At 38.7% G+C, this 26,175-nt stretch carries 28 protein-coding genes; 8 read left to right on the top strand and 20 right to left on the bottom strand.

All coding sequences use genetic code 11. The features are described 5' to 3' along the window. Nucleotides 1–330: a nucleotide pyrophosphohydrolase gene (locus BG04_RS18360; RefSeq protein ID WP_013056090.1), complete on the bottom strand. Its 330-nt coding sequence runs from the start codon at nt 328–330 to the stop codon at nt 1–3. A gap of 312 nt (nt 331–642) precedes the next feature. On the opposite strand from BG04_RS18360, the gene BG04_RS18355 reads away from it, so the two are divergent. After that, a complete protein-coding gene (locus BG04_RS18355) occupies nt 643–1,509 on the top strand; it encodes a YitT family protein (RefSeq protein ID WP_013082317.1) in 867 nt (288 codons plus the stop codon). 27 nt (nt 1,510–1,536) lie between these two features. On the opposite strand, the gene BG04_RS18350 is transcribed toward BG04_RS18355, so the two are convergent. From BG04_RS18350 to BG04_RS18335, 4 genes are all read right to left on the bottom strand, one after another. Further along, nucleotides 1,537–2,214 (bottom strand): zinc metallopeptidase, encoded by a 678-nt coding sequence (locus BG04_RS18350; protein WP_034653446.1) that lies wholly within the window; start codon nt 2,212–2,214, stop codon nt 1,537–1,539. A gap of 64 nt (nt 2,215–2,278) precedes the next feature. Next, nucleotides 2,279–3,055 carry a sporulation protein YpjB gene (locus BG04_RS18345; protein ID WP_013082316.1) on the bottom strand — a complete coding sequence of 259 codons (777 nt, stop codon included), beginning with the start codon at nt 3,053–3,055 and terminating at the stop codon, nt 2,279–2,281. Nucleotides 3,056–3,139: 84 nt separating this feature from the next. Next, nucleotides 3,140–4,156: a CAP domain-containing protein gene (locus tag BG04_RS18340; protein WP_029325123.1), complete on the bottom strand. Its 1,017-nt coding sequence runs from the start codon at nt 4,154–4,156 to the stop codon at nt 3,140–3,142. Between the two features lie 190 nt (nt 4,157–4,346). Next, complete coding sequence (locus BG04_RS18335) at nt 4,347–4,766, bottom strand: CBS domain-containing protein (RefSeq protein WP_013056085.1); 420 nt, start codon at nt 4,764–4,766, stop codon at nt 4,347–4,349. A 185-nt stretch (nt 4,767–4,951) separates the two neighbouring features. On the opposite strand from BG04_RS18335, the gene BG04_RS18330 reads away from it, so the two are divergent. Then, on the top strand, nt 4,952–5,311 hold the full coding sequence (locus tag BG04_RS18330) for a YugN family protein (RefSeq protein WP_034653451.1): 360 nt from the start codon (nt 4,952–4,954) through the stop codon (nt 5,309–5,311). A gap of 36 nt (nt 5,312–5,347) precedes the next feature. On the opposite strand, the gene ctaG is transcribed toward BG04_RS18330, so the two are convergent. From ctaG to cyoE, 6 genes are all read right to left on the bottom strand, one after another. Then, a complete protein-coding gene (gene ctaG / locus BG04_RS18325; protein WP_034653453.1) occupies nt 5,348–6,286 on the bottom strand; it encodes a cytochrome c oxidase assembly factor CtaG in 939 nt (312 codons plus the stop codon). Nucleotides 6,287–6,343: 57 nt separating this feature from the next. Continuing rightward, nucleotides 6,344–6,676: a cytochrome c oxidase subunit IVB gene (gene ctaF, locus BG04_RS18320; protein WP_013082313.1), complete on the bottom strand. Its 333-nt coding sequence runs from the start codon at nt 6,674–6,676 to the stop codon at nt 6,344–6,346. A gap of 4 nt (nt 6,677–6,680) precedes the next feature. Next, entirely contained in the window at nt 6,681–7,301 is a 621-nt protein-coding gene (ctaE, locus tag BG04_RS18315) for a cytochrome c oxidase subunit III (RefSeq protein WP_013056081.1), read from the bottom strand. Continuing rightward, nucleotides 7,301–9,166: a cytochrome c oxidase subunit I gene (gene ctaD / locus BG04_RS18310; protein ID WP_013082312.1), complete on the bottom strand. Its 1,866-nt coding sequence runs from the start codon at nt 9,164–9,166 to the stop codon at nt 7,301–7,303. The genes ctaE and ctaD overlap by 1 nt, the downstream gene beginning before the upstream one ends. Nucleotides 9,167–9,200: 34 nt before the next feature. After that, complete coding sequence (gene coxB / locus BG04_RS18305) at nt 9,201–10,256, bottom strand: cytochrome c oxidase subunit II (protein WP_016763448.1); 1,056 nt, start codon at nt 10,254–10,256, stop codon at nt 9,201–9,203. 137 nt (nt 10,257–10,393) lie between these two features. Continuing rightward, nucleotides 10,394–11,332: a heme o synthase gene (cyoE, locus tag BG04_RS18300; RefSeq protein WP_034653457.1), complete on the bottom strand. Its 939-nt coding sequence runs from the start codon at nt 11,330–11,332 to the stop codon at nt 10,394–10,396. Nucleotides 11,333–11,836: 504 nt separating this feature from the next. Between cyoE and BG04_RS18295 the strand changes: the two genes are divergently transcribed. Continuing rightward, nucleotides 11,837–12,739: a COX15/CtaA family protein gene (locus tag BG04_RS18295; protein ID WP_034653460.1), complete on the top strand. Its 903-nt coding sequence runs from the start codon at nt 11,837–11,839 to the stop codon at nt 12,737–12,739. A 39-nt stretch (nt 12,740–12,778) separates the two neighbouring features. Here the strand turns inward: BG04_RS18295 and pyc are convergent, their stop codons facing one another. The 3 genes from pyc to BG04_RS18280 all read right to left on the bottom strand — a co-directional run bounded on the left by pyc (nt 12,779) and on the right by BG04_RS18280 (nt 17,962). Then, a complete protein-coding gene (gene pyc, locus BG04_RS18290; RefSeq protein WP_016763445.1) occupies nt 12,779–16,228 on the bottom strand; it encodes a pyruvate carboxylase in 3,450 nt (1,149 codons plus the stop codon). Between the two features lie 133 nt (nt 16,229–16,361). After that, nucleotides 16,362–17,552, bottom strand: a complete 1,191-nt coding sequence (locus BG04_RS18285) for an FtsW/RodA/SpoVE family cell cycle protein (protein ID WP_016763444.1) — start codon at nt 17,550–17,552, stop codon at nt 16,362–16,364. Nucleotides 17,553–17,695: 143 nt separating this feature from the next. After that, entirely contained in the window at nt 17,696–17,962 is a 267-nt protein-coding gene (locus BG04_RS18280) for an Fpa/YlaN family protein (protein ID WP_370506486.1), read from the bottom strand. Nucleotides 17,963–18,243: 281 nt separating this feature from the next. On the opposite strand from BG04_RS18280, the gene BG04_RS18275 reads away from it, so the two are divergent. Beyond that, nucleotides 18,244–18,744 (top strand): hypothetical protein, encoded by a 501-nt coding sequence (locus tag BG04_RS18275; RefSeq protein WP_013082306.1) that lies wholly within the window; start codon nt 18,244–18,246, stop codon nt 18,742–18,744. 37 nt (nt 18,745–18,781) lie between these two features. Here the strand turns inward: BG04_RS18275 and BG04_RS18270 are convergent, their stop codons facing one another. Further along, the gene (locus BG04_RS18270) at nt 18,782–20,110 is read right to left on the bottom strand and encodes a PhoH family protein (protein WP_013056072.1); all 1,329 of its coding nucleotides are present in this window, start codon (nt 20,108–20,110) and stop codon (nt 18,782–18,784) included. A 216-nt stretch (nt 20,111–20,326) separates the two neighbouring features. Here BG04_RS18270 and BG04_RS18265 point away from each other — a divergent pair, with 216 nt between their 5' ends. After that, complete coding sequence (locus tag BG04_RS18265; protein ID WP_034653464.1) at nt 20,327–20,926, top strand: YhcN/YlaJ family sporulation lipoprotein; 600 nt, start codon at nt 20,327–20,329, stop codon at nt 20,924–20,926. A 26-nt stretch (nt 20,927–20,952) separates the two neighbouring features. Here the strand turns inward: BG04_RS18265 and BG04_RS18260 are convergent, their stop codons facing one another. Continuing rightward, complete coding sequence (locus tag BG04_RS18260) at nt 20,953–21,408, bottom strand: pyridoxamine 5'-phosphate oxidase family protein (RefSeq protein ID WP_013082304.1); 456 nt, start codon at nt 21,406–21,408, stop codon at nt 20,953–20,955. A 185-nt stretch (nt 21,409–21,593) separates the two neighbouring features. Between BG04_RS18260 and BG04_RS18255 the strand changes: the two genes are divergently transcribed. Continuing rightward, nucleotides 21,594–21,794: a YlaI family protein gene (locus BG04_RS18255; RefSeq protein ID WP_013056069.1), complete on the top strand. Its 201-nt coding sequence runs from the start codon at nt 21,594–21,596 to the stop codon at nt 21,792–21,794. Between the two features lies 1 nt (nt 21,795). Beyond that, the gene (locus tag BG04_RS18250; protein ID WP_034653466.1) at nt 21,796–22,230 is read left to right on the top strand and encodes a hypothetical protein; all 435 of its coding nucleotides are present in this window, start codon (nt 21,796–21,798) and stop codon (nt 22,228–22,230) included. A gap of 26 nt (nt 22,231–22,256) precedes the next feature. On the opposite strand, the gene BG04_RS18245 is transcribed toward BG04_RS18250, so the two are convergent. Continuing rightward, nucleotides 22,257–22,574, bottom strand: a complete 318-nt coding sequence (locus tag BG04_RS18245; RefSeq protein WP_013082301.1) for a YlaH-like family protein — start codon at nt 22,572–22,574, stop codon at nt 22,257–22,259. A 160-nt stretch (nt 22,575–22,734) separates the two neighbouring features. Then, nucleotides 22,735–24,573 (bottom strand): translational GTPase TypA, encoded by a 1,839-nt coding sequence (gene typA, locus BG04_RS18240; RefSeq protein WP_013056066.1) that lies wholly within the window; start codon nt 24,571–24,573, stop codon nt 22,735–22,737. A 113-nt stretch (nt 24,574–24,686) separates the two neighbouring features. Here typA and BG04_RS18235 point away from each other — a divergent pair, with 113 nt between their 5' ends. After that, complete coding sequence (locus BG04_RS18235) at nt 24,687–24,872, top strand: YlaF family protein (RefSeq protein WP_016763441.1); 186 nt, start codon at nt 24,687–24,689, stop codon at nt 24,870–24,872. Between the two features lie 108 nt (nt 24,873–24,980). On the opposite strand, the gene BG04_RS18230 is transcribed toward BG04_RS18235, so the two are convergent. Together BG04_RS18230 and BG04_RS18225 are read right to left on the bottom strand one after the other, a co-directional pair. After that, a complete protein-coding gene (locus BG04_RS18230; protein ID WP_016763440.1) occupies nt 24,981–25,787 on the bottom strand; it encodes an inositol monophosphatase family protein in 807 nt (268 codons plus the stop codon). 195 nt (nt 25,788–25,982) lie between these two features. After that, the gene (locus BG04_RS18225; RefSeq protein WP_013056063.1) at nt 25,983–26,168 is read right to left on the bottom strand and encodes a hypothetical protein; all 186 of its coding nucleotides are present in this window, start codon (nt 26,166–26,168) and stop codon (nt 25,983–25,985) included. Nucleotides 26,169–26,175: the final 7 nt, after the last annotated feature.

Genomic DNA, 26,175 nt, shown 5'->3' with positions numbered 1-26,175 from the left:
TTAGTCTTCTTTTTTCGTCCAGCGATCTTTGTCACGCGTATTAAATTTATTCATAACGCGATCATGCGCTTCTTGTAAATCAATATTTAATGAATTTGCAAAGCAAATTAATACAAATAAAATGTCGCCCATTTCTTCTTCGACCGTACGTTCTGCTTCAGTCGTTTTCTTCGGCTTTTCACCATAATAGTGGTTAATTTCGCGCGATAATTCGCCCACTTCTTCCGACATGCGCGCAAGCATAGCAAGAGGACTAAAATATCCTTCTTTAAATTGGCTAATATATGCATCAACTTCTTGTTGCATTTGCTCCATCGTTTTTTTTGACATCTTTTTATTTCACCTCTTTTAGAAGTACACTCAGCTTACTATTATAACATCTTTACTTCAAATTATTTAGTGTAATTACTTCTTCTTACCAAGCCTTTATCAGATGCTCTTTCACAATATTCCTCACGTTGCCCTTAATTCTCAAAAATCTGTCTATATTTTACGAATTGAGGATACTACTAATACATAGCACTAGAAGAAACATCATCACTTTTTACTATTTTCAAAAATCTTTTCGATAGTTATTTACGAAATGAAATATATTCCTTTATGATAAGGTAGTGCAAAAACGGTCATAGGAGGTTTGTAAGTATGAAAGGTCTCAGATTAAAAAATATTATTTTTATACTGCTTGGTGCTGCCATATTTGCGTTTGGACTTGTTAATTTTAACATGCAAAACAATTTAGCTGAAGGTGGATTCACAGGCATTACCCTGCTTTTATTTTTCTTATTTAACATTGATCCCTCTTATTCTAACTTAGTGTTAAATATTCCTTTGTTTTTTGTAGGGTGGAAACTATTAGGGAGAACAGCATTTATTTATACCATGCTCGGAGTCGTTAGCTTATCCCTATTTTTATGGATATTCCAGCGCTTCCCAGTGAATATGCCCCTACGTCATGATATGACTCTAGCAGCTCTTTTTGCCGGTGTTTTTATTGGAGTGGGTCTTGGCATTATTTTCAGGTTTGGAGGAACAACAGGAGGAGTCGATATCATCGCACGTGTTGTGCAAAAATATATCGGGTGGAATATGGGGAAAACGATGTTTCTTTTTGACTTTATTGTGATTAGTGCGTCTCTCATTTATTTATCCTACCGAGAAGCTATGTACACACTTGTTGCAGTCTTTGTCGCTGCACGGGTTATTGACTTTATGCAAGACGGCGCGTATGCCGCCAAAGGAGCAACGATCATTTCAAATCATAACGAAGCCATATCGGATAAAATTATGAAAGAAATGGATCGAGGCGTGACGATTTTAAAAGGACAAGGTTCTTTTTCTAAGCAAGATACCAACGTGCTATACTGCGTGGTTAGTAAAAATGAAATTTTCCGTTTAAAGCAAGTTATTACTTCTGTAGATCCGCACGCATTCGTTGCAGTTACGGATGTTCATGATGTCTTAGGCGAAGGATTTACCCTTGATGAAAATAAAAAACCGCTTGAAAGATAAAAAAATACCGCTAATGCGGTATTTTTTTTAGTCGTCGTTATTCATTCCTGTATAAATCATGATTAAACGAACCAACTCAAGAACTGCTACGGCTGCAGCTGCTACGTATGTTAAAGCCGCTGCGTTAAGCACTTTACGCGTCTCGCGCTCTTCGTCATTTCTAATCGCTCCGACTGAGACGATTTGCGTCATCGCTCGGCTTGAAGCGTTAAATTCAACAGGCAGTGTTACAAGTTGGAATACGACAGCTGCTGCCATGAAGATAATTCCAAGTAGTAATAACCCACTAGCCTGCGCGATAATTCCAATCATAATTAAGATCCATGATACGTTAGACCCTAAACTTGCTACCGGCACAAGCGAGTGACGAAGGCGTAAAAACGAATAGTTTTCTTTGTCTTGAATCGCGTGTCCCACTTCGTGAGCCGCAACGGCAGCGCCTGCGACAGACGTTCCGTAGTAGTTGTCTTCTGATAAACGAATGACTTTTGAGCGAGGATCGTAGTGATCCGATAAAAATCCGCCTACAGGCTCTACGTGAACATTGTACAATCTGTTTTCATCCAAAATTTTCCTTGCTACTTCTGCGCCTGTCATTCCTGATGAGTTGCTTACTTTTGAATATTTTTTGTAAGCACTTCTCACCTTAAACTGTGCCCAAATTGGCACAAGGATAATAATGAGAAAATAAATCAAAAAGCTCATTTACCCACACCTTTCATTATGTGTTTGACTACTCTTTTATTTTAGACAATTCTGCGCTTTTACGTCAATCATTACGCCCTCTAGCTGACTTTCTTTTCTGGTCAGCAAAATATTTTCGCGCTCCTACATAAAAAAGTGTAGCAATAATAATACTTCCGGTGGTAATTGTAACCCAAATAAAAGACGGGTCTGTACGATTTTCTTTTACTTGTTCAAAAAAATCTTTTAAGTTTTGTTCCATTTGGTTAAACTGCTCATCGTTAATCTCACTTAGCGTTCCTTCAGTTTGTAAAAAGTGAACGTCCGCGCTCACACGCTGTACATAGGGAGACGACACGTCTACCTGCGCGCTCGGTAAGATCATATCATATTCCTTCAAAAATTGCTTAAGCTGCGCTTCATAAGCCGATTGTTCTCCTTTTACCGCTTCATTTCGCATCTCTTTAAATGTTGCTAGCATACTGCCTTCGAGCTCAGTCCACATAGGCTGATGCTTGCTGTGCAGCGCATCGACTAACAATCGAAATTGAGTAGCTTTTTGAAGACGTTCTTCATCACTGGAATCAGAAGATAAAAGAGACCTTTCTACCTGTTCATAACAAAGAGTTAAAATACGTATATCTTCGGCCGATACGCCCAAAGAAGCTGTATTGAGACTGGTAAATTCATTCGAAAAGTTTCTGAACAAATGTTGGGCTGCTTTATACTCCTTTTGCTCTACAAGCGATAGCGTTTGATCAGATAAGTTATCAAGCTTTTCCCACTGCCCTTCAGCTGCATGTACAGTAGTCGTATATGCAAAGAAAAGTACGAGCAATATTCCTACTATTCTTCCTTTCATTCTCGTCCCTCCTCTAACCTCTACTAAAACTTATGAGAAAGAGGACAAGAGTAGACCAATTTTCAAAAGGAAGTTTTAATCTTACTATTCATTCATCGGAGTGATAAAGTTTTGCGTGTAATATTTCTCATATACACCTACACCAAGACGCGTAAACTCTTTATTGAGTAAAGCCTTACGATGTCCCTCACTATTAAGCCACCCTTCAACCGCAGCGATTCCATCCTGATAATTCGAGGCAATATTTTCGCCCGCGATACGGTATACTACATCACCTTTTTGCAGACGGTTGCCTAAATCACCTTGTGCTGGTGAAACGTGAGAGAAATAGTTTAAGTCGCTCATTTCTTTGCTGTGTAAATAAGCTACACCGGCAGTGGCTTCGTCCCAAGCTAAAGGCGACAGCTGAAACCGGTCTCGAATTACATTTGTAATATCGATAATTTGCTGTTCTTCTCCTTCTTGGACACTTTTCCACTCCTCCGATGTCAATGACGGAGCTGTGGGAAGCTCGCCGCGGTAAACAATTTCGTACGGACGCTGTTTTAATAGCGTGTCCATGTCCATAATTCGAATACTTGAGATTGTATTAAGGAACTGATCAAAATATAGTTGGACGTATACATCTCCATATTTAATAATGGGACGCATTTTCATATCCTCTTCACTCAGACGAAATCGGTATTCATTTCCGTCTTTTTGAAGCGTGAGTTCCGATGAAAGTGAAACTCTTTTTTCTACTTCCTCTCGCTTCTCACCAATCTCAAAAGGATCTGTATTTGTTTTTGAGCCAATGACGTATACAGATACGACTTGATTATTTTCTACTCCTACCTGCGCATAAGTTTGACGATTCTTTTTGTAAATCCACCAATCATAGCCATATGCAGAAGAATCAATACGATCCGGCTCTCCAAGCATTCCAATTAACTGTTCTGAATGATCTCCAATGAGCCTCATCATATTTTCACTTTGTTTTTCATAAGAAGCCACTTCTTGTGTGGGCTGACTTTTGGAATCCGTTTGGTTTTGCTCAATATTTTGACCGGTTAGATATTTTTCTAGCTGAGGTAAATAATCCTCCGCGTATACAAATGCCACTATTAATACGAGAATAAAAATAACTTTTTTCAGCTTTTCTTCCTCTCCTTACACCTGTTTTCTTTACCTGTTTAACTTATTTTTATCTCTATTATACATGCATTCAAAAAAAAATAGCTATCGGTATGAAGGAAACAAAAGAAAAAGCCAACTATTTACGAATATACTGCAAACAGTTGGCTTTCGCTTTTTAATGCGTTTGTTGTGAAATGTCTGAGAGCGCTTCTCCTGCACGTTCATTTGCATAGCGAAACGTTGATAAATCACCTAGCGATACAATCCCTACTAGCTTTTGATTTTCCACAACAGGAAGACGACGGATTTGATGTTGAGCCATAAGCTTAGAAGCTTCTTCTACAGAGGCTTCCGCTGTAATAGTTATAAGCTCTTCACTCATAACATCCGTTACTTTACTTGAATTTGGCTTCTTTTCTGCGATGCCTTTTATAACTAAGTCTCGATCTGTAATCATTCCTACTAGCTGATCTCTATCGACAATTGGAATTGCTCCTACATTCCATTCCTTCATTTTCACTGCTACTTCATATACGTTATCAAGCGTGGTGCATGTTTCCGTATCAGCTGTCATTACCTCTTGTACAGTTTTCATTGTTTCATCCTCCTTTACATCGTGTGCTCGTTTTATAGTGTGACCAACTTTTTAGTAAACTTTCGTATTTAAAACGTTTAAATAAAAATAGATAACGTTTACATTTTTCCTTATTAGATATTGCAAGTTTTATCCATTCGGCTTATGATTTAATTGGGGTATATCTGTTTTGGGAGGGAGTTCATATGAAATTTGAATATGCAAAATTTGATTCATTAAAGGTTGATTTAGATTTATTAGATGAGATTATGCATCAATTTGGTCTGGTCCGCGCCGGACAATGGGATTATGAACGCGTCACGTACGATCGAAAATTCGAGTTTCAGCGAGATACCTTCTATTTGCGAGTCCAAGGACATGCTATTTCAGGCGATGTAGGGGGCAGGCATGCTGTTATTCACCTTATGACACCTCTGCTAGGCAAACATTATTATCCTCACGGTGTAGAATATGGAGACGGCGAATACTTTCCACCATCTCTTGTAGAACAGTGTGAAAAGATATTAGCACAAATCAAATCACAGCTTGAAACCGTTCAGCTATAGAATTAGAAAAAGCGCAGTAATCACACTGCGCTTTTTTTAATTCAAAGGAGGAGTAGTCGAAAATTCCTTTGGTTTTATATCTTGAGGCTCAGTAAAATCGGGCATGTACGTATCTTTCTCTCGTTCTTTTCGAGCCCACTGAAAAAAAATAAATCCTAAAACCGTTCCATACACAATTTCTTGAATAATCTTCATAATAACGCCGCCTAGCTGCTGATCTTCCACGGGCGGCAGCGTATTAAACATCTCGGGAGCAAGCTGCCCTAAACTTGCGATCATAGAAGGCGGTACACAAAGGGAAAGAGCTTGTACCCAAGCGCTTGAATCTGTATACGTCGCATATAAAGAATGATTTGCAAAAATAATCAGCGCGCATGCTGGAGTAAGGAGTACGCCATCTGCAAAAATGTATCCAAGCTTTTTTAAAGAACTTAGCTTTTGTTCTTCTTCTAGCTGATTAACGAGTGGCCACCACATGCAAAATGCAGCGACAAATAATACAACACTCACGATTCCGTGGAGCATCATATCCGTTTTAATAAAATCAAAAAGCAGCGGAATATGATACAAAGAGAATAACCCATTGAATAATAGTAGCGCAATTAAGGGCTGTGTAAAGAATTTAAAAATAGGTTTAACTCCTCTTACATAAATAACAGAACGAGCTAACCACGGCGGAATTCCTAAAATAAAAAGCGGAGGAATCACCAAGTAAACGATTGCCATTTGCGTCATATGAGCACTAAACATAAAATGCCCTAGTAAATCTACGGGTCCTCCTTTACATATATATAAAAGAACCATGCTAATAACAAAATACGCTTTTGTTTTTCTGTTTACGGCCACCGCTCCTATAAAATTCCCTCTCCATCTACCAACGATGAAAAAATATAAGGCGGTCACCAGACAAATGGTTAAAAAATAGTAAGGACTCCAAAGTGCTTCAAAACCAAACATCTGCAAATTGTTAATCAACGTCTATCCCTCCTTCTACAGATGATGAAAAGGACTGGCGCATGCCAGCCCTTTTCTTTACCACCAAATAATGGTTACAAAAGCTAAAATGGTTAAAAGAGCTACCAATACACCTGAATACAAGAAAAATGCTGGTATGGTATGTCCTTTGTGGTTCATATGCATGAAATAATAAAGTTGAAAGATGACTTGAACAACGGCCAAGAGCACAATCACCGGCATAATGTACCATCCGCTAAACTCTTGATAAACCGCAAAAAAAGCAATTAGCGTTAGAAACAACATCATCCCAAAAGAGATAACTTGCATTTTCATATCTTCTGCGTTTCTTTTTTTACGATAATCTAAATTGAGCCTTGGGTTATCTGAGTTTGATTGATTTGTCGTCATCAGCTTATCCCACCATTCCCATTAAATATACAACCGTGAAAATAAAGACCCACACAACATCGATAAAGTGCCAGTATAAACTTGCGACATAATATTTAGGAGCGTTATATAAGTTTAACCCCCGCTTCGCATTTCGAATCATCAAAGAACCAATCCAAAGCAATCCGAACGTTACGTGAGCTCCGTGGGTCCCAACCAGCGCGTAGAAAGAAGAACCAAATGCGCTGCTTGTAAACGTATGCCCTTCATGAACATAATGCCTGAACTCATAAATTTCTAGCCCTAAAAACGCTAAACCTAAAAGCCACGTAACGCCTAACCATAGCTGCATCTTTTTAAATTCAAAATTTTTCATATGATACATAGCATATACGCTTGTTAGTGAACTTGTTAATAAAATCATGGTGGCTGCAAAAACAAGCTTAATATCAAACAATTCTTCTGGCTTAGGTCCTGACATCGTTGAATTACGTAAAGCTAAATAAGTAGCAAAAAGTGAAGCAAACAAAACCGTCTCTCCGCCTAAAAAGAGCCAAAAGCCAGTAAATTTATTTTTCCCTTCAAGCGTTGCTTTTTCAGGCGAAGCAGGGAAAGTTTCAGCAGTTAGCTTTTGTTCAGTCTCCATTACATCTTCGCCTCCTTGTCATCATCAACTAAGTCTTCTTTATGAATATGAAAGCCGTGATCATCAATCCATGAACGGAAGAACATCGATAAAAACATGACGATCATTCCGATAATCCCTACAATATCTCCCCACGCATGATCATTTCGATACAAAAAGCCAATCCCTGCAATAAACATTCCAAGCGATATCATAAATGGAATAAACGATGAGTTTGGCATATGAATATCACCAAGAGGTTCGGCTGGCGTCATTTCTTTATTTCCTGCCATTTTTTCAATCCAATATGCATCTAACCCGCGTACAAGCGGCGTTTGTTTAAAGTTATACTCTGGAGGCGGAGATGAAATAGCCCATTCTAAGGTGCGTCCGTCTCCCCAAGGGTCTCCTCCTACCTTTTGTCCTTTGGCAGTTGTTTTTATAATATTAACCAGTAAAATGAGCGTAGCAACCGCCATGAAAGCAGCTCCTGATGAACTGATTGCATTCCCAAGGTCAAGACCTTGATTAGGCAAGAACGTCCATACGCGGCGAGGCATCCCCATTAGTCCTAAGAAATGCTGAATAAAGAACGTTAAGTGGAAACCAATCAAAAAGAGCCAGAACGTTGCTTTGCTTAACTTTTCATCTAACATCTTCCCAAACATTTTTGGCCACCAGTATGTGACACCTGCTAATATAGCGTATACGACACCGCCTACGATAACGTAATGGAAGTGAGCAACGATAAAATAAGAATCTTGAAATTGATAATCTGCAGGTGCTACAGCTGCCATAACTCCTGTTACTCCCCCGATAACAAATGATGGAATAAAAGCGACAGCATACAGCATTGGAGACGTAAACTCAATACTTCCTCCCCAAAGCGTAAACAACCAGTTGAAAATTTTAATTCCAGTTGGAACGGCGATAGCCATCGTAGCGACAGCAAAAATGGCATTTGCAATTGGACCAAGTCCGGTTGTAAACATGTGGTGAGCCCACACCATGAACCCTAAAAATCCGATTAATACGGTAGCAAAAACCATCGACGAGTACCCGAATAATCTCTTTCTTGAAAAAGTAGGTAAAATTTCAGAGAAAACACCAAACGCTGGAAGAATTAAAATATATACTTCCGGATGACCGAATATCCAGAAAAGATGTTCCCAGATAATGGTGTTCCCACCCATTGTGGCGTCAAAAAAGTTTCCCCCGAATAAGCGGTCAAAAATCATTAAAAACAATCCAACCGTTAGTGCTGGAAACGCAAACAAAATAAGGGCTGATGCAACAAACGTCGTCCATGTAAACAGCGGCATACGCATATAAGTCATACCTGGCGCCCTCATGTTAATGATTGTCACGAGAAAGTTGATACCTGAAATCAATGTCCCGGCTCCGGAAATCTGCAAACCTATCGCATAAAAATCAATTCCGTGACCAGGTGATGCAATAGACAGCGAAGCATATGAGGTCCACCCTGCATCAGGTGCTCCTCCTAAAAACCAGCTTAGATTTAAAAAGAGTCCCCCAAAGGCAAACAACCAAAAACCTAACAAATTTAAAAATGGAAATGCTACATCTCGAGCTCCAATTTGCAGCGGAACAACTGCATTCATCATGGCAAAAAGAAGCGGCATTGCGGCTAAGAAAATCATTGTTGTTCCATGCATTGTTAAAATTTCATTATACGTTCCTGCACTAACAAAGTCATTGCTTGGTATAGCCAGCTGAATACGTATAAATAGCGCTTCCACTCCTCCGACTAGAAAAAAGATACCGCCGGCAATTAGATAAAGAATGGCAATTTTCTTATGGTCAACGGTTGTCATAAAGTCCCAAATTGTTCCACCTACACCCTTCTTTTGACTGAGTGTACTCATCGCTAAACCTCCCCTTTTAAAAACGACTGGACGTTTATTTTTCTTTTAAACTCATTAAATAGTCTGCTAGCTCATTCACTTGTTCATCTGTTAAGTCAGGATATGTACCACTCATCTTATTACCCGGCTTAACTTTTTCAGGGTCTTTTAACCATTTTTTGATATTTTCCTTGTTGTGAGGAAGCACCCCAGCTACACGCTCACGTTCAGAAAAACCGGCTAAGTTTGGTGCTTGACGAGCTTGTTCTGGACGATTGTCTTTGACGTCAACAGCATGACATCCGATACAGCTTTCATTAAAGACCTCTTGACCAGCTTTTGCGGATGCTGTTTCTACATCAGGCTTTGCCTTTTTCAAATCTTTTGCCCACGTATCAAATTCATCGCTTGATACAGCCCGTACTTTAAAGTCCATAAGAGAATGAGATGGACCGCAAAGCTCAGCACATTTTCCGTAGAAAACCCCGTTAGCTTCCTTCGATTTTTTAGAATCAAACACTAGCCAGAATTTATTATCATTTTCTGTGTTAGCATCGAGCTTTCCTCCAACTGAAGGAATCCAGAATGAGTGCTTGACGTCAGAAGCTTTAATGTTAAAGTAGACTTTTTTATCCGTTGGAACAACTAGATCTTGCGATGTAATAATTTTTTGATTAGGATACTCAAATTCCCACCAGTACAAGTTAGCGCGCACATTTACTACGACAGCATCTTTGTCCTTCATTCCTTTTACATCCGCTAGCTTAAATGTTGAGATGACCGTTGGAACAGTCAAAATAATCAGCAGCAAGATAGGGATCACTGTCCATATAATTTCTAACTTTCTGCTTCCCTCTACTTGCTTTGGAATCACATTTTCTTCGCCTTTACGACGACGAAAGCGCAAAATAACAAATATAAAGATAATGGTGACAACAATAATAACTAAAACCATGATGGCTGTACTAAGCAGCATAAGCGAATATTGTTCTTCAGCTACCTCACCTGCAGGCTTAAGTGTTGACAAAAACGGTTTTCCACAGGCCGATAACACGAATGCAAGCAGCGTAAATAACGACAAAACGCGAAAGTTCAATCGCCATTTTTTCATACCATTCCCCAACCTCTCTTTCATTGACGTGATTTCATCTATGCCCTCTTGAGCATAAAACTTATTCCTTCTATAATGAATTCTACATGTAGAAGAAATCCCCCTTGTGCAGTGTCGCATTCAGTGAAAGATTTTATCTAGGCAAAAAGCGTTGCGACAATCATTGAGACAAATAAAATAGTTAAATAGTTTAGTGAGTAGACAAACATCATGCTAGCCCACTTTGTGTCTTCTTGTTTATTGTATTGAGCAAATCCTAAAAATAGCCATCCTATGTTTAAAACAGTGGCCAAAATTAGAAATGGAGTGCCTAATTCGTATAAATAAAGAGGTAATGGCAACAAACAAGCAATCCAAATGAGAATCTGTCGTTTTGTAAGCTCAAACCCGTGTACAACAGGCAACATAGGGATTCCCGCTGCCCGGTATTCTTCACATCTTCGCATAGCAAGAGCTAGAAAATGAGGGGGCTGCCAAATAAACATGATTAAAAATAATACCCAAGCCACTACATGTAAATTGGGATCAATAGCCGCCCATCCAATTAAAGGCGGGACAGCTCCTGATATACTTCCGATTACTGTATTAATTGTGTATAGTCTTTTGGACCACATGCTGTAAAGAACTACATATGTAAGTATTCCTGCTAATCCAATGAGAGCGGCTACTGAAGAAACAACTAGTAGCATAAGCAAGCCGGTTAACGTAAAACCGATTCCAATCCCAAGGACCGTCAAAGGTGTAAAACTCCCTGTCACTGTAGGTCGTCCCTTTGTTCGTTCCATTAGAGGGTCAATGTCACGATCTATGTAATTGTTCAAACTGCATGAACCGGCGATGATAAGTGAAGAACCTATTAAAGTAAAAAATGCTTTATCCAGGTTTTCTAAGAAGTGTTGTTCGTTGAAGAAAAGAGCTAGCCAAAAACCAGTAAAGGTGGTGATGAAATTCGAGTTGACTATTCCAATTTTAATCGTAGCTAAAAAGTCTGACCAAACGGAACTATTTTCGCTTACATGAGCTGTGTTAGGCGATGCAGAAAGCGTTGAATCTTCCACCATTTTTGAATCTTCCATGGCGCTTCCTCCTTTACTCATCCACAGACTTTTATCTAGTAAATAAAGAGTCTATAAATGAAGGCGTTTTCAACATATTTTTACAAAAATCTCCTCTTTGTTCACAAAGAAGTCATATTCCTCTCACCAAAGCTACTTAAAAGCTTCACATGTAAACGGTAAAATAGTAGAGAAATATCTATTTCTCATGTTTATTAAACCATATTTTGCCGTTACTTTGTGAATAATTCATGAAAAAAATATGGATTTTTTTTGTCATGAGCTAAATGCATGTCCCTGTCACTTGTTAAAAGATATTTGTGCAAGTAAAATAGTTTTCTGCACGGTACCTTTTACATATCTGCAGAGTCAAACTCATGAATAAACCTTACACTTTCTACCATTATAACAAATTCAATCAAGTTTATGGAGAATAAATGAAATTTATGTTTAATATACAAAAAGATTAGGATAAATTGTTTAGCTCGTTATATTACTTACTTTGCTTTTAGGATGGTGATTATTGTGCGACTGGGATTAAAATTTTTATCCGTTGTGACGAGCATGGCCATGTTACTTATTCTACTTGGCGGTGCCCTTGTCACGAAAACTGGTTCAGCAGACGGGTGCGGAGATTCTTGGCCTCTGTGTAATGGACAGCTCATTCCTGACCCTTTAACATTTGAAACCGTTGTTGAATTAAGCCACCGCTTAGTTTCTGGCGTGTCGGGCTTTCTTGTGCTCGCTTTATGCGTATGGGCATGGATTTCACTAGGGCATATAAAAGAAGTTAGACCTTTAGCGTTTATCTCTTTTTTCTTCCTAGTACTGCAAGCATTAATTGGGGCCGCTGCCGTTATGTGGGGGCAATCAGATGCAGTGCTTGCTCTTCATTTTGGTATTTCTCTTATTTCGTTTGCTTCTGTGCTGCTGTTAACACTTATTATCTTTGAAGTGGATCAAAAGCTCGACGCAACTAATATGCAGCTAGGCTCTAAAATGAAAAAACATATTTACGGGGTTATCTTGTACACATATGCCGTTGTGTACACGGGCGCGCTTGTTCGCCATAAAGAAGCTAGCTTAGCTTGTCCAGACGTTCCATTTTGTTCAAACGGAAACGGTTGGCTGCCTGTTGATTTGAATCAGTGGATTCAAATGGGACATCGATTCGCTGCTGTTTTAACGTTTGTATGGATTTTAGCCGCCTTTATCCATGCAGTTAAATATTATCGCCATCAAAAAAATATTTTTTACGGATGGTTAGCTGCTCTCATTCTAGTTACTTTTCAGGCGGTTTCCGGTATGCTTGTTGTTGTCACACGTTTGCAGCTAGAGCTCGCGCTTGCTCATTCTTTAATTATCTCTTTCCTATTCGGTGTATTAAGCTACTTAACCTTACTTGCAACGCGTCATACACATAATTGATCAAAAAAGGTACGAGCTCAGAGCTCGTACCTTTTTTGATCAGCTTTCTAATTCAATTAATAAATCTCCCGGCTGAATGCCATCTCCACTCGACACGTGTACTTGTTTAATCACGCCGTCAAATGGTGCTTGCACGGTTGTTTCCATTTTCATTGCTTCTGTGATCATTAAGTGATCACCTTTTGAGACTTTATCGCCTTTTTCTACTACTACTCGAATAACGGTTCCAGGCATTGAAGCACCGATGTGGGCCGGATTTGCTTGATCGGCTTTTTGTTTTGCCGTAACGGTTGTTTTAACACTTTCGTCTTTAATCACGACTTCACGAGGCTGACCGTTCAATTCAAAGTATACTGCTCGCGTACCGTCTGCCTGCGGTTCTCCAATGGATACAAGGCGAACAATTAAGGTTTTTCCTTTTTCAATCTCAATTTCAATCTCTTCTCCTAAACGCATGCCGTATAGGAAAGTCGGGGTATCAAGAACAGAAATATCCCCGTATTGTTCGACTGCTTTGTGATAATCCATAAATACTTTTGGATACAACGCATAAGCAATGGCATCAAAACTCGTTACTTGACGATTTAAGTCTTTAAACAGCTTTTCTTTCACTGCATCGAAGTCCACATCTTCTAACAGTTCTCCAGGACGAACTGTAATAGGTTTTCTGCCTTTTAGAATGATGCGCTGAAGCTCTTTAGGGAATCCCCCGTGAGGCTGTCCTAAATACCCTTCAAACAATTCAATAACTGAATCCGGGAAGTCAAGCGTTTCACCGCGCTCAAACAGCGTTTCTTCTGTCAAGTTGTTTTGGACCATAAACAATGCCATATCTCCAACTACTTTTGATGATGGCGTAACTTTTACAATATCACCAAATAACAAATTCACGCGTGAATACATATCTTTTACTTCATCCCAGCGGTTTCCTAAACCAACTGCTTTTGCTTGTTGCTGTAAGTTGCTATATTGACCGCCTGGCATTTCATGCACATATACTTCTGTATGAGGAGCGTTCATGCCGCTTTCGAAGTCTTGGTAATATTTTCGCACGTCTTCCCAATAGTAAGAAAGCTCTTCTAGATTTTTAATATCTAGATTTGGTCTGCGGTCCGCACCTTCTAAGGCGTAATAAAGAGAGTTAGCACTTGGCTGAGACGTTAAGCCTGCCATTGAGCTTACGGCTACGTCTACAATGTCTACACCTGCTTCAATTGCTTTTGCATACGTGTATACACCGTTTCCGCTTGTATCATGCGTATGAAGGTGGATTGGAATATCAACCGTTTCTTTTAGAGCCGATACTAAATCATAAGCTGCCTGTGGTTTTAAAAGACCCGCCATATCTTTAATGCCCAGGATATGTGCTCCAGACTGCTCAAGCTCTTTTGCTAAGTTCTTGTAGTAATCCAAATCATACTTACGGCGCGTCGGATCTAAAATATCACCTGTATAACACATTGCTGCTTCTGCAATCTTTCCTGTTTGACGAACGGAGTCAATTGCAAGAGTCATTCCTTGCACCCAGTTTAAGCTGTCAAAGATACGGAAAACATCAATACCTGCATAAGCTGATTTTTCAACAAATTCTTTAATTACATTATCAGGATAGTTTTTATATCCAACCGCATTTGACGCGCGAAGAAGCATTTGGAAAAGAACGTTTGGGGCTTGTTGACGTAAAGTAAGCAAGCGATCCCACGGATCTTCTTTTAAGAATCGATAAGCAACATCAAACGTTGCTCCCCCCCACATTTCCATAGAAAATAAATCTGGAAGCAAGCGTGCAGTTGGGTTAGCTACTTGTTTTAAGTCGTTTGTACGAATACGCGTTGCTAAAAGAGACTGATGGCCATCACGGAAGGTTGTATCCGTTAATAGCACTTCCTTGCGTTCTTTCACCCAATTTACTAGCCCTTCAGCGCCTTTTTCATCTAAAATCTGCTTTGTTCCGTTTTGAATTGGTTTGCTTATATCCACACTAGGAACGCGCGGTTTTGTAAAGATTGGCTTTTTCTTTTCCGATACACCTGGGAATCCGTTTACCGTAACATTCCCAATGTATGTAAGCATTTTAGTTCCGCGGTCTTTTCGCTTCGGGAAAACAAAAAGTTCAGGCGTTGTATCAATAAATGATGTATCATAAGCACCTGTTAAGAACTTATCATGCTTCACTACATTTTCAAGGAACGGAATATTGGTTTTAATTCCACGAATACGAAATTCTTTTAAGTTTCGTACCATTTTTGATGCGGCTTGATCGAATGTTAATGCCCATGTTGTTACTTTTACTAACAGTGAATCATAATAAGGCGTAATTACAGCACCTTGGAAACTGTTTCCCGTATCTAAACGTACGCCAAAACCGCCACCAGAACGATAAGCCATAATCTTACCCGTATCCGGCATAAAATTGTTTAACGGATCTTCTGTCGTTACACGAGATTGAATCGCATATCCATGTACGTGAATTTGATCTTGTGCAGGAATGGATACTTCCTTGCTGTGAAGCCCGTAGCCGTCTGCAATTAAAATTTGCGATTGAACGATATCAATACCTGTAATCATTTCAGTAATTGTGTGCTCTACTTGAACACGTGGATTTACTTCAATAAAATAAAAATCGTTTCCTGATACTAAAAATTCTACTGTACCAGCATTTATGTACTGCACTTTTTCCATCAGCTGCACAGCTGCTTCACAAATGCGGAGACGTAAGTCTTCATCTATAGAAACACTTGGTGCTACTTCTACTACTTTTTGGTGACGACGCTGCACAGAACAGTCGCGTTCATAAAGATGCACAACATTTCCTTGTTCATCACCTAAAATTTGCACTTCAATATGTTTTGGATTTTCAACTAGTTTCTCGACATACACTTCATCATTACCAAAAGCAGCTTTTGCTTCTGATTTAGCACGGTCATAAGATTCGTTCAGGCTGTCTGCATCGCGAACGATACGCATGCCTCGACCGCCTCCGCCCAAAGCAGCTTTGATCATTAGAGGATATCCATGCTGATTAGCAAATTCTTTTGCTTCGTCAATTGAATCAATAGGACCATCGGTACCAGGAATAACGGGAATATCTGCTTGAATAGCCTGATGACGTGCTTTTACTTTATCCCCAAACATATCAAGATGCTTGGATTTTGGACCAATAAAAATAATGCCTTCTTCTTCGCAACGTTTCGCAAATTGGATATTTTCTGACAAAAAACCGTAGCCAGGGTGAATAGCATCTACATCATGAGACTTAGCAATGTCGATGATGCCTTCTATATCTAAATAAGCATCAATCGGTTTTTTCTCCGCTCCTACTAAATAGGCTTCATCCGCTTTGTAACGGTGATAAGAACCTGCGTCTTCCTTAGAATAAATTGCAACAGTCCGAATATTCAGTTCAGTACATGCTCGAAATACACGAATCGCAATTTCTCCTCGGTTTGCTACTAATACTTTTTTGATTTTTTTAGTTACAAAACTCATGTTGCTAATCTCCTCTCAATTTCGTATAAACTTCAATATATAGCAAAATTGGATAAAAGAAAAGCAAAAATCAATGGAAAATGATAAAATTCCAATAAATTTTTGCTTTTTTTACACATTTTTTTCACGAAAATCAATCGCTTGTTGTTGATGTATTGTTCGGATGTAGCACAATATTTTCCGTATTTTTCTGTTTTTTATTTTGATAGTTTACGAAAAACGAAATATTTACAATAATTCCCATAGATACCATCAGCGTTAGCAGCGAAGACCCTCCGTAACTGATAAACGGAAGCGTGACCCCGGTAATCGGAATGAGTCCCGTAAGCCCTCCAAGGTTAATGCCTGTTTGAATACCTATCATACTGGCTACTCCAATACAAATCATGCTGGCAAACGGATCCTGAGATTTTTTAGCCAGCATTAAAATCCTGAAAATTAAGAAGCCTAAAAGACCCAGCACAAGCATAACTCCAAAGAACCCTAATTCTTCTGCAATAATAGCCATAATGAAATCGGTATGGGGCTCCGGAAGATAACCATACTTTTGTACACTTTCTCCTAAACCAAGGCCTTTTAAGCCTCCTGTACCTATTGCTAAATATGAATTAACCAGCTGATAACCGGTTCCTTGAGCATTCGTAAATGGATCTGATGCACCGGTAAAACGGCCAATTCGATTGGGAGTAAACTGCCCTGTAAAAAAACCAATCGTAATAATTACCGTAAGCAAAATGATACCTAGTGCTAGCATGCGGAAAAAGGTTTTTTTAGAGATTCCCGAACATAGCATAATGGTAACGGCAATAGCAAAAATAATTGATCCCGTTCCAAGGTCAGGCTGAATAGCTACAAAGCCTAATATTAGAAATACAAGACCCATAGGTCCAAAAAAAGCTTTTTTGATGTTGTCAATATACTCTTGCCTTTTAGACAAAACATACGATAAGTATAAAATGACAACAAGCTTGGCATACTCAGCCGGCTGCATGTTTGCCCCGCCAAGCTGCAGCCAACTTTGCGCATTGTTACTCGTATGCCCCATTACAAACACAAGCAAAAGCAGTACAAAAATCCCTAGAATCGCATAAGGCAGTATTTTAGGATACAGCTTGTAAGGTGTTAGCATTGTTAAAATGAACAATACAAGCGTAAAAGCAAGCCACATTTTTTGTCTGTTGTAAAAGAAATCGCTTGATGTATGATATCTTGTAATACTTACAATCATACTTGAACTGTAAACCATAACTAGTCCAACCGCACAAAGAAGCAGCACTGGAATTACAATTGAATAGTCAAAATGCCTAAATATTTTTTTTACCATAACCCTCTTCCTTTAAAAATGACGTGTTTCTGTTTCGTTTCATCTTTTATGTACAAATTTGAGTAAATTAGGAAATTTCAACCACCTGTAATAAAAAACTCAAACTACGTTTGTATATAGTTTGAGTTTCGATCGCGTGATTTTTATTTTTTTGTAAACGCTTCATGCAGTGCAGAAAGTTCACGCTCGAGGCGGTCTAGCAATGTTTTTCCAACACGTTCATCAATTAAACCAAGACGAACTGCAAAATCAATTTCTCTTGATAAACCAAACATTTGTGTATCTAAAACCTCTTCATAAAGAGGACATTGTGGCATTGTTAAGTTATCCATTTGAACTTGAATTAATTGCAAAATCTTATCTGCATCAGCTTTTAACAACGCATACGCTTTTTCACGATGATCTATCATTGTCTCAGGCGTCAAACTCAATCCCTCCGTTCGCGAGCGATTACCTAATCTATCTCTCAATTTTAAAGGCTATGCTCCAAAAAAGCAAGGATAAACATGTCCGTGAGGCTGGCCGTCTTTTTTATACTGTTACTTTCTCAAAACCGTTACCATAGATGTAGGAAATTTCGCACTTTCGTTGACCTTTACATTATATCATACGAGAATCACTCTCAACTAAATTTTTTCATCAAAGTGACAAATAAGTAGAAAGCGCTTATACTTTTAGCAAGGGGGCATTTATGATGAATTCAATTATTATGTTAAAAGGAAAAGTAAAATATACACTGACACTCGACCCAAGCGTGTGGATTTTCGATGACCGCAAGCTCGATATGGAGGTTTTCTTTGAACATCCACCGGAGCAAAAAGACGAGACAGAAGCGTACACAAAGGCTGTTTCGAAGCATTGGGACCGTGAAATTCAAGAGGGAGCCGTCTTTCCTCCTACGTTAAAAACCGAAAAGAAATTCAAAAAACAGGAGCTAGTAAATGGAACATTCGGCATTTTATTTGCACCTTTTCTAGCTAACGCTTCACCTACTGAAGAAGCTACCAACGTTTCATTTAAAACAAAAGACGCACTGATTTCTTTTTCATTAGAAGAAGCACAAAAACTAATCTTTGGTTTCAGCCAAGATGGAAAGCCTCTTAGAGAAGATGGGCCTATCTATGTCTATTTACCTGACGGATCTAACCGAAATAACCCTATTAAATATGTGGAAGAAATCATCGTTACATAATAAAAGAAGCGGGGTTCCAAAAGGAACCCCGCTTCTTTTAAAGAATATCAGCTGCTAATTGTGCTAGCCCGGAGCGCTCTCCTTTGATTAACCGAACGTGGCCCGATACTTTTTGCTCTTTAAACTTTTCAACTACGTACGTTAATCCGTTGTTATACTCATCTAAATAAGGATGATCAATTTGAGCCGGATCTCCCATAAGGACAATTTTACTCTTTTCCCCTACCCTTGTTAAAATTGTTTTAATTTCATGCTTCGTTAAATTTTGCGCTTCATCAATAATAATGAACTGTTCCGGAATGCTTCGGCCTCTTATATACGTCAAGGCTTCCACTTCTATTGAACTGAGCCCTGCTAGAATGGCATCCAATTCTCCAGGTTTTTTAGTGTTAAATAAGTACTCTAGGTTATCATAAATTGGTTGCATCCATGGACGAAGTTTCTCCTGCTTTTCTCCTGGCAAGAATCCAATATCTTTTCCTAAAGGAACAATTGGACGAGCTACAAGTAGCTTTTTAAAACATCCTAGATCTTCCGTCTGCATAAGTCCTGAAGCTAAAGCAAGCAGCGTTTTACCCGTACCTGCCTTTCCAATTAACGTGACCAGTTGAACGTCGTCTCTAAGAAGAAGTTCTAAAGCCATGATTTGCTGAACATTTCGAGGTTTGATTCCCCAGATATGATCATATTCAAATAAAAGCTTTTTTACTTTCGTTGTTGTTTGATCGACAATGCCGATGGCTGATCCGGATCCCCCAAATGCATCTTTCATCACTAAGAATTGATTTGCAAAAAAGGAGTGGTTCGCAATTTGAGACGTTAGCAGTTCTCCTTTTTCGTAAAATTGACTCAGCAGTTCTTTTGCAATATAGACTTCCGAAAAGCCTGTATAAATACTATTGAATTCCACTACTCGATCACTTAAAAAATCTTCTGCTCTTAAGCCGATTGCGTCAGCCTTCACACGTACCAACACATCTTTACTCACTAGTATCACTTCACGTCCATCTTCTTTTGTTTCCTCTTCAAGAGATAGATTTTTAGCAACAGCTAAAATTCGATTATCATTTGTTTTTTCCACAAAGATTTCTTGAAGCTGTTGAAAAGAGCGATGATTGAGTTCAATTCGCAAATGGCCCCCATTTTCTAAAGGGATTTTCTCATATAACTTTCCATGTTGTCTCAAGTTATCAATGAGTTTGGATACCTGCCTTGCATTTCGTCCGACTTCATCCATATTTCTTTTTTTCGAATCAACTTCTTCTAGCACAACGGCTGGAATCACTACTTCATTATCATCAAATGAAAAAATTGAATGCGGATCTTGTAATAAAACATTCGTATCTAATACATAAATTTTTCCCAATAATTCAGCCTCCTACTCCGATTGTTTTTCCTGTAAGGAGTGAAACAAGGCACCCATCCATTTATATACTATGTAACGCACATGTGTGAAGTGACCTTAAATGGACGGACCATTTTCTTTAAATATATGAACACGTGTATAAAGATAGAAGAACTATTAGAAACTAAATACAAATTACTACAAAAAATGAGTCATTCATAAGGAGGAGTCTCCCACATGAACAAATTTTTTCTATCCATTAGCTTATGTTTTATTACACTAACCGGCTGTAACAATAACCAAGCAGACATTGAAGAAGGGCAAAAAACAGATCGAATTGTACAGGTCAAAAATTCATCTCCTGAGCGCTCTCACAAGCGTACTGCTAATGAAATATCAGCTCATTTAGTTGAACTGGCTTCAAGCGTTCCGAATGTAAATGATGCTACTGCCATTGTGCTCGGTAAGTATGCAATCGTAGGCATTGACGTCGGCAAAGACATTGATCGTTCAGAAGTAAGTTCAATCAAATATACAGTTGCCGAAGGTCTGAAAGCTGATCCGTACGGCGCTAATTCTGTTGTTATTGCAGATCCTGATACGGTCGCTCGGCTAAAACAAATTGGAAATGAAATTCGCAAAGGTCGGCCGGTTACAGGATTTTTAGATGAATTAGCAGCCATTGTAAACCGAGTGATGCCTGAATTTGCAGAAGAAATTCGCCGAAATCCTAGCTCAACAGATACAAACAATCAAAAATTAAATAATAAACAAGAGCAAAATTTAAAGAATGAGCAGGAAAAACAATCTAATAATCATCTTCAAAAAAATGAATAAGAAAGTCGCTTAGCGGCAGGCTGCTGCTAAGCTTTTTTTATCGCTTCAATTACTTGCTTATCGAGTTTAGCAGCTGCTACTGGATCATAGGTCTTTTCATATGAAGGGTTTACTGAAATCTTAGAACCATAGAACATAACATCTCTTACTTCATTAATATCTAGTTCGATTAGCGTCAGCTTTAAAGCTACTCCTTCTAACTTTTCTTGCACTACCTCAGCTATTCCGCTGATTGAGTAGCATGATTCATTAGCAAGAATATTTACCACTGCTTTATTCGTATGTTTAATGTTTTCTACAATCCTCGATTTGACATCTACGGCAAATCGAATTTTTTGTTTAGTCGGAGCTACTAACCACGAAATGGCACTAACATTTGGACCGTTTGTTTCAAAATCAATAGTTGAAATGGTTGCAAATCTCTCTGTCTGTAGCTCATCGTATAATGCATCTACTAGTTGAGTCTCGACTTCGTTGGCCATTTTCATCCCTCCTACTGTTTATGTACTTACTAGTTACTATCTTCGAGCTAACAAGCAAAATTACCTGCTTCTTTAGGAATGTTTTCCTATCGTTCCTTTTCTACTGAGAGACAGCACCGCAAAAAAACTTTATAAAACAAGAATTTTCGGCTAGAATGATGTATAGAGAAGTTGAGGTGATAGAAATGAGAGTACAATGTGTCATGTGCGATAAAATTGAAACAATTGAGGATGAAACGCTCGTAGCAAAACGACTGCGCAACCGTCCTATCCATACATATATGTGCAATGAATGTTCTGAACGGATTGAAAAACGAACAAAAGAACGCATAGCTACTGGCAACTTTAAACTATATGAGTCGAAAAAGACAGAGGAGGATTGGTAAGGTGCTCCGATTAGGAATAAGGATTGGCATGTTAAGCGGGATTATCCTTGGGTTATGTTTAAAATGGATAGAATGGCTAACCGGCAAACAAGTTTATACCCTTTTATTAAATGTTGATTTTATTCCTATCATTGGCCCTATTCAATGGCCTGAATGGGTAGAGTTTGTTTTTCATTTGCTCATTGCCGCTGCAATTGGGATCGTTTTTGTTTACATAGTAGGTAAATTAATTAATATGTCTATTCGAAAAATCGTATTGTGTTCCTTTTTATTAACACTTCCAACCATTCCTTTGTATTTTCCGTTGACGCTGCTTGCGCTCAAGCCTACGCCTGCGGTGGATGATGCAGTAGCGATTTTTTATTGGACAGCTGGCCATTTAGTTTTCACAGCCGCTCTTGTCTTCGGCTATATCATACTAAAAAGACGCTTGTAGCTACAAGCGTCTTTTTATGTAGTCGTTTATGAACCCAACGAGGAGTTTTGCTTTTTAGCCTGATACAGCCGTATTTTATAAATAATTAATACAAGTGCTGCAACCACAAGCCCTTCAGCTACAGGTAAAAAAATGCCTAAAAACGTTAAAATCGTACATCCAAAAGCTAAAAATAGATAAATAACCACAGATTTTAAAAGCGGCAGTTTCTTTGCAAACCCGAGTTTGTACACGAGAACAGATAGCCCTAAAATGGTAAAGTATAACAGCCACATTCCTATTTTTGCATGTTCATCTACTTGATACAGAGCGGCAAAAAATGAAAGGTGTTCTTTTACATCCATACTTCTTCCCCCTATTCCTTACTTTATATTATTCGATATAAGCCACCTTTTTCCTTTCCAAACCCCTTCTTTATAAAACGCTTTCAAAAAATAGAAAATTCTGATATAATAGATAAAAAACAAGCCGCTAGCAGATAGAGCTAACGACTTACTTTTTTTATTATTTCGTGTCAGCGTATTTTTTCTTTTTCGCTGCTTTTTCACGTTCATTTTTATCAAGAATTTTTTTACGTAAACGAATAGATTCTGGTGTGATTTCACAATATTCATCTTCGTTTAAATATTCAAGTGATTGCTCTAAAGACATAATACGAGGTTTTTTCATACCTGTTGTTTGATCTTTATTAGCAGAACGCATATTCGTCATTTGCTTCATTTTACAGATGTTAACAACGATATCATTTTCACGAGTGTGTTCTCCTACGATCATACCTTCGTATACTTCTGTACCTGGCTCAACGAAAATTGTACCGCGGTCTTCTACGCCTTGGATTCCATAAGTAGATGATTTACCGCTTTCCATAGAAACAAGCACACCTTGACGGCGACCTCCAACTTGACCTTGCTGCATTGGCTGGTAGCTATCAAATGAATGGTTAATGATACCGAATCCACGAGTTAACGATAAGAACTCAGTTGTATAACCGATTAAACCACGTGCAGGAACCATAAAGATCAGACGCACTTGACCGCTGCCGTTGTTAATCATATCAACCATTTCACCTTTACGAGCACCCATCGATTCCATAATAGAACCCGTATGTTCTTCAGGCACGTCGATTTGCACACGTTCAACTGGCTCACAGCGCACGCCATCAATTTCACGAACGATTACTTCAGGTTTTGATACTTGAATCTCATATCCTTCACGACGCATATTTTCAATTAAGATAGATAAATGAAGTTCTCCACGTCCTGAAACAACCCATACATCCGGTGAATCAGTATTTTCCACGCGTAAACTTACATCCGTCTCAAGTTCAGACATTAAGCGCTCTTCAATTTTACGAGATGTAACAAATTTACCTTCACGACCAGCAAACGGTGAATTGTTTACTAAGAACGTCATTTGTAAAGTAGGTTCATCAATACGTAAAATTGGCAGTGCATCTTGGTGGTCAAACGGACATACGGTTTCACCTACGTTGATGTCTTCCATTCCTGATACAGCGATCAGGTCTCCTGCTTTTGCTTCTTCGATTTCAACACGCTTTAAGCCTAGGAAACCGAATAATTTTGTTACACGGAATTGTTTTACCGTACCGTCAAGCTTCATTAATGCAACTTGCTGGCCTACTTTCATTGTTCCGCGGAATACGCGACCTACACCGATACGACCAAGATAGTCATTGTAGTCAAGCATTGCCACTTGGAATTGAAGTGGTTCGTCGCTGTTGTCTACCGGTGCTGGAATGTGCTCAATGATTGAGTCAAATAGAGATGACATGTTCTCATCTTGCTTTTCAGGGTTCGTGCTAGCTGTTCCGTTGATTGCTGAAGCATAAACAACAGGGAACTCAATTTGTTCCTCGCTTGCACCTAGTTCAATAAATAAGTCAATTACTTCATCCACTACTTCAGTTGGACGAGCAAAGTCACGGTCAATTTTGTTAACAACAACAATCGGCGTTAAGTTTTGCTCTAATGCTTTTTTCAATACAAAGCGAGTTTGAGGCATACATCCTTCATATGCGTCTACTACAAGTAGAACACCGTCTACCATTTTCATAATACGCTCAACTTCTCCACCGAAGTCAGCATGTCCCGGCGTATCCATAATGTTGATACGCGTATCTTTATAATTAATAGCTGTGTTTTTCGCTAAAATTGTAATTCCACGCTCACGCTCAAGGTCATTTGAATCCATCGCACGTTCTTCAACATGCTCATTAGTACGGAATGTTCCGGACTGATGTAATAATTTATCTACTAACGTTGTTTTCCCATGGTCTACATGGGCAATAATGGCAATATTACGTAAATCTTTACGAATGTTCACGCATTTCACTCCTATGCTTGTAATAACTAAGCTATTATATCACACTAACTCTAGAATTGCAGAATGATTTTGTTGTACACTATAAATATCCTTTATAAATGGGAGGAATCAACATGAGAAACATTAAGTGGGTATTTGTTTTATATGCATTTATCGCAACTGCGGCAATTATGTCAATCGGCATATTTATCGGAGAAGGAAGCGCTCTCGGGGTCATTTTAGCTATCGCAGCTTTAATTGTTGTAATGGGCCTTGGCTTTACGACTAAGAAAAAAATGCGAGAAAAAGGGCAGCTGTAATTTTTTTGCGATGATTGAAAGCGTCATGGCCATTTGCAACATCAAAATGGTTCATGACGTTTTTTCATCACAAAATTCTTTGACTACACGTAAGTCTTCACTTCTATTTTATTTATTCCACTTTCCTTCAAGGTACGTACGAAAGATTTCGTCATGTAATGTTGGTTTGCTTACAAATACACTGCTTTTTTCAAGAATTTCTAACGGCTTTCCTTCTAAATCCGTCATAACTCCTCCAACTTCTTCAATCAATACTTTACCGGCAGCAAAGTCCCATGGAGCCAAACGTAGAGTAATGTATCCATCCAAGCGTCCAGCCGCTACGTAAGCAAGCTCAATAGCTGCGGATCCATATGAACGGGTCCCTCTTACTTTGCGCACAAGCGGACTTAATACGGAAGGATCAATACGGCGGTTCTCCGTTACCCATGTTGCATTTAGGCTAATAATAGCTTGTTCAACTGGTACAGGTTCAAGTTTCGGCAATTGGATGTCATTCATAAACGCGCCCTGTCCTTTTAAAGCATGATACAGCTCATTATGAATAACATCATAAATATAACCTGCTTGTCCTACACCATTTTCAAATATACCGATAGAAATAGCAAAATTCCGCTGCTGATGAACAAAGTTCATCGTCCCGTCGATTGGATCGATAATCCAAATCGTTCCTTCTTCTGATTCAAGCTCTTCTCCATATCCTTCTTCTCCAAGAATATGATGTTCCGGAAAGGTTTCATTGATTTTTGAGATAAAAAACTGTTCGATTTCTTTATCCATATTTGTTACTAAATCATTTGGATTCGATTTCGTTTGAATGAGAAGTTCTTTACTAAACGACTGTTGAATTTTTTGTCCAGCTTCTTTTAGCCACTCCTTAACGTATGTATCGATTTCTTTCCAGCGTTGCGTCATCTCAATTCCCCCTCAAAAATACGTCTCTTATTTAAGCTTAAAAAAACCTCTGCAAGATGTCAATTAACAGAGCACGTGGGAGAAGAACTGCCGCTTCTTCTCCCACGTGCTCTGTTACCACTTATGAATCTGCTCATTCAGTTTAATCCTTTTTTACAGTTTACCCTTATTTGTTCTATTTTATTCCCGTATCTGCTACTGAAGAGATATCATTTCTTCACGAAGTTTCTCGAGCTTTCGCTTACATTTTTGTTTTTGTTCCTCATTATTCTCCATCATGGCTTCATATAACGTCGCTAACTCGTAATCTAACTCCAAACGAATTACACCTAATCTTTTTTGTCCATCATTCTTCTTATACATATTCACCACTTGTTTCATGTTTCAA

It is taken from the genome of Priestia megaterium NBRC 15308 = ATCC 14581, from assembly GCF_000832985.1.
Lineage (GTDB): Bacteria > Bacillota > Bacilli > Bacillales > Bacillaceae_H > Priestia > Priestia megaterium.
Note: the sequence above shows the minus strand (reverse complement) of the source record. Positions and strands in the feature narration are given on the sequence as shown.

Coding starts and splice junctions, on each gene's coding strand:
- BG04_RS18360 (WP_013056090.1), bottom strand. CDS start 330: ATGTCAAAAAAAACGATGGAGCAAATGCAACAAGAAGTTGATGCATAT.
- BG04_RS18355 (WP_013082317.1), top strand. CDS start 643: ATGAAAGGTCTCAGATTAAAAAATATTATTTTTATACTGCTTGGTGCT.
- BG04_RS18350 (WP_034653446.1), bottom strand. CDS start 2,214: ATGAGCTTTTTGATTTATTTTCTCATTATTATCCTTGTGCCAATTTGG.
- BG04_RS18345 (WP_013082316.1), bottom strand. CDS start 3,055: ATGAAAGGAAGAATAGTAGGAATATTGCTCGTACTTTTCTTTGCATAT.
- BG04_RS18335 (WP_013056085.1), bottom strand. CDS start 4,766: ATGAAAACTGTACAAGAGGTAATGACAGCTGATACGGAAACATGCACC.
- BG04_RS18330 (WP_034653451.1), top strand. CDS start 4,952: ATGAAATTTGAATATGCAAAATTTGATTCATTAAAGGTTGATTTAGAT.
- ctaF (WP_013082313.1), bottom strand. CDS start 6,676: ATGACGACAAATCAATCAAACTCAGATAACCCAAGGCTCAATTTAGAT.
- ctaE (WP_013056081.1), bottom strand. CDS start 7,301: ATGGAGACTGAACAAAAGCTAACTGCTGAAACTTTCCCTGCTTCGCCT.
- ctaD (WP_013082312.1), bottom strand. CDS start 9,166: ATGAGTACACTCAGTCAAAAGAAGGGTGTAGGTGGAACAATTTGGGAC.
- coxB (WP_016763448.1), bottom strand. CDS start 10,256: ATGAAAAAATGGCGATTGAACTTTCGCGTTTTGTCGTTATTTACGCTG.
- cyoE (WP_034653457.1), bottom strand. CDS start 11,332: ATGGAAGATTCAAAAATGGTGGAAGATTCAACGCTTTCTGCATCGCCT.
- pyc (WP_016763445.1), bottom strand. CDS start 16,228: ATGAGTTTTGTAACTAAAAAAATCAAAAAAGTATTAGTAGCAAACCGA.
- BG04_RS18285 (WP_016763444.1), bottom strand. CDS start 17,552: ATGGTAAAAAAAATATTTAGGCATTTTGACTATTCAATTGTAATTCCA.
- BG04_RS18280 (WP_370506486.1), bottom strand. CDS start 17,962: ATGATAGATCATCGTGAAAAAGCGTATGCGTTGTTAAAAGCTGATGCA.
- BG04_RS18275 (WP_013082306.1), top strand. CDS start 18,244: ATGATGAATTCAATTATTATGTTAAAAGGAAAAGTAAAATATACACTG.
- BG04_RS18265 (WP_034653464.1), top strand. CDS start 20,327: ATGAACAAATTTTTTCTATCCATTAGCTTATGTTTTATTACACTAACC.
- BG04_RS18260 (WP_013082304.1), bottom strand. CDS start 21,408: ATGGCCAACGAAGTCGAGACTCAACTAGTAGATGCATTATACGATGAG.
- BG04_RS18255 (WP_013056069.1), top strand. CDS start 21,594: ATGAGAGTACAATGTGTCATGTGCGATAAAATTGAAACAATTGAGGAT.
- BG04_RS18245 (WP_013082301.1), bottom strand. CDS start 22,574: ATGGATGTAAAAGAACACCTTTCATTTTTTGCCGCTCTGTATCAAGTA.
- BG04_RS18235 (WP_016763441.1), top strand. CDS start 24,687: ATGAGAAACATTAAGTGGGTATTTGTTTTATATGCATTTATCGCAACT.
- BG04_RS18230 (WP_016763440.1), bottom strand. CDS start 25,787: ATGACGCAACGCTGGAAAGAAATCGATACATACGTTAAGGAGTGGCTA.
- BG04_RS18225 (WP_013056063.1), bottom strand. CDS start 26,168: ATGAAACAAGTGGTGAATATGTATAAGAAGAATGATGGACAAAAAAGA.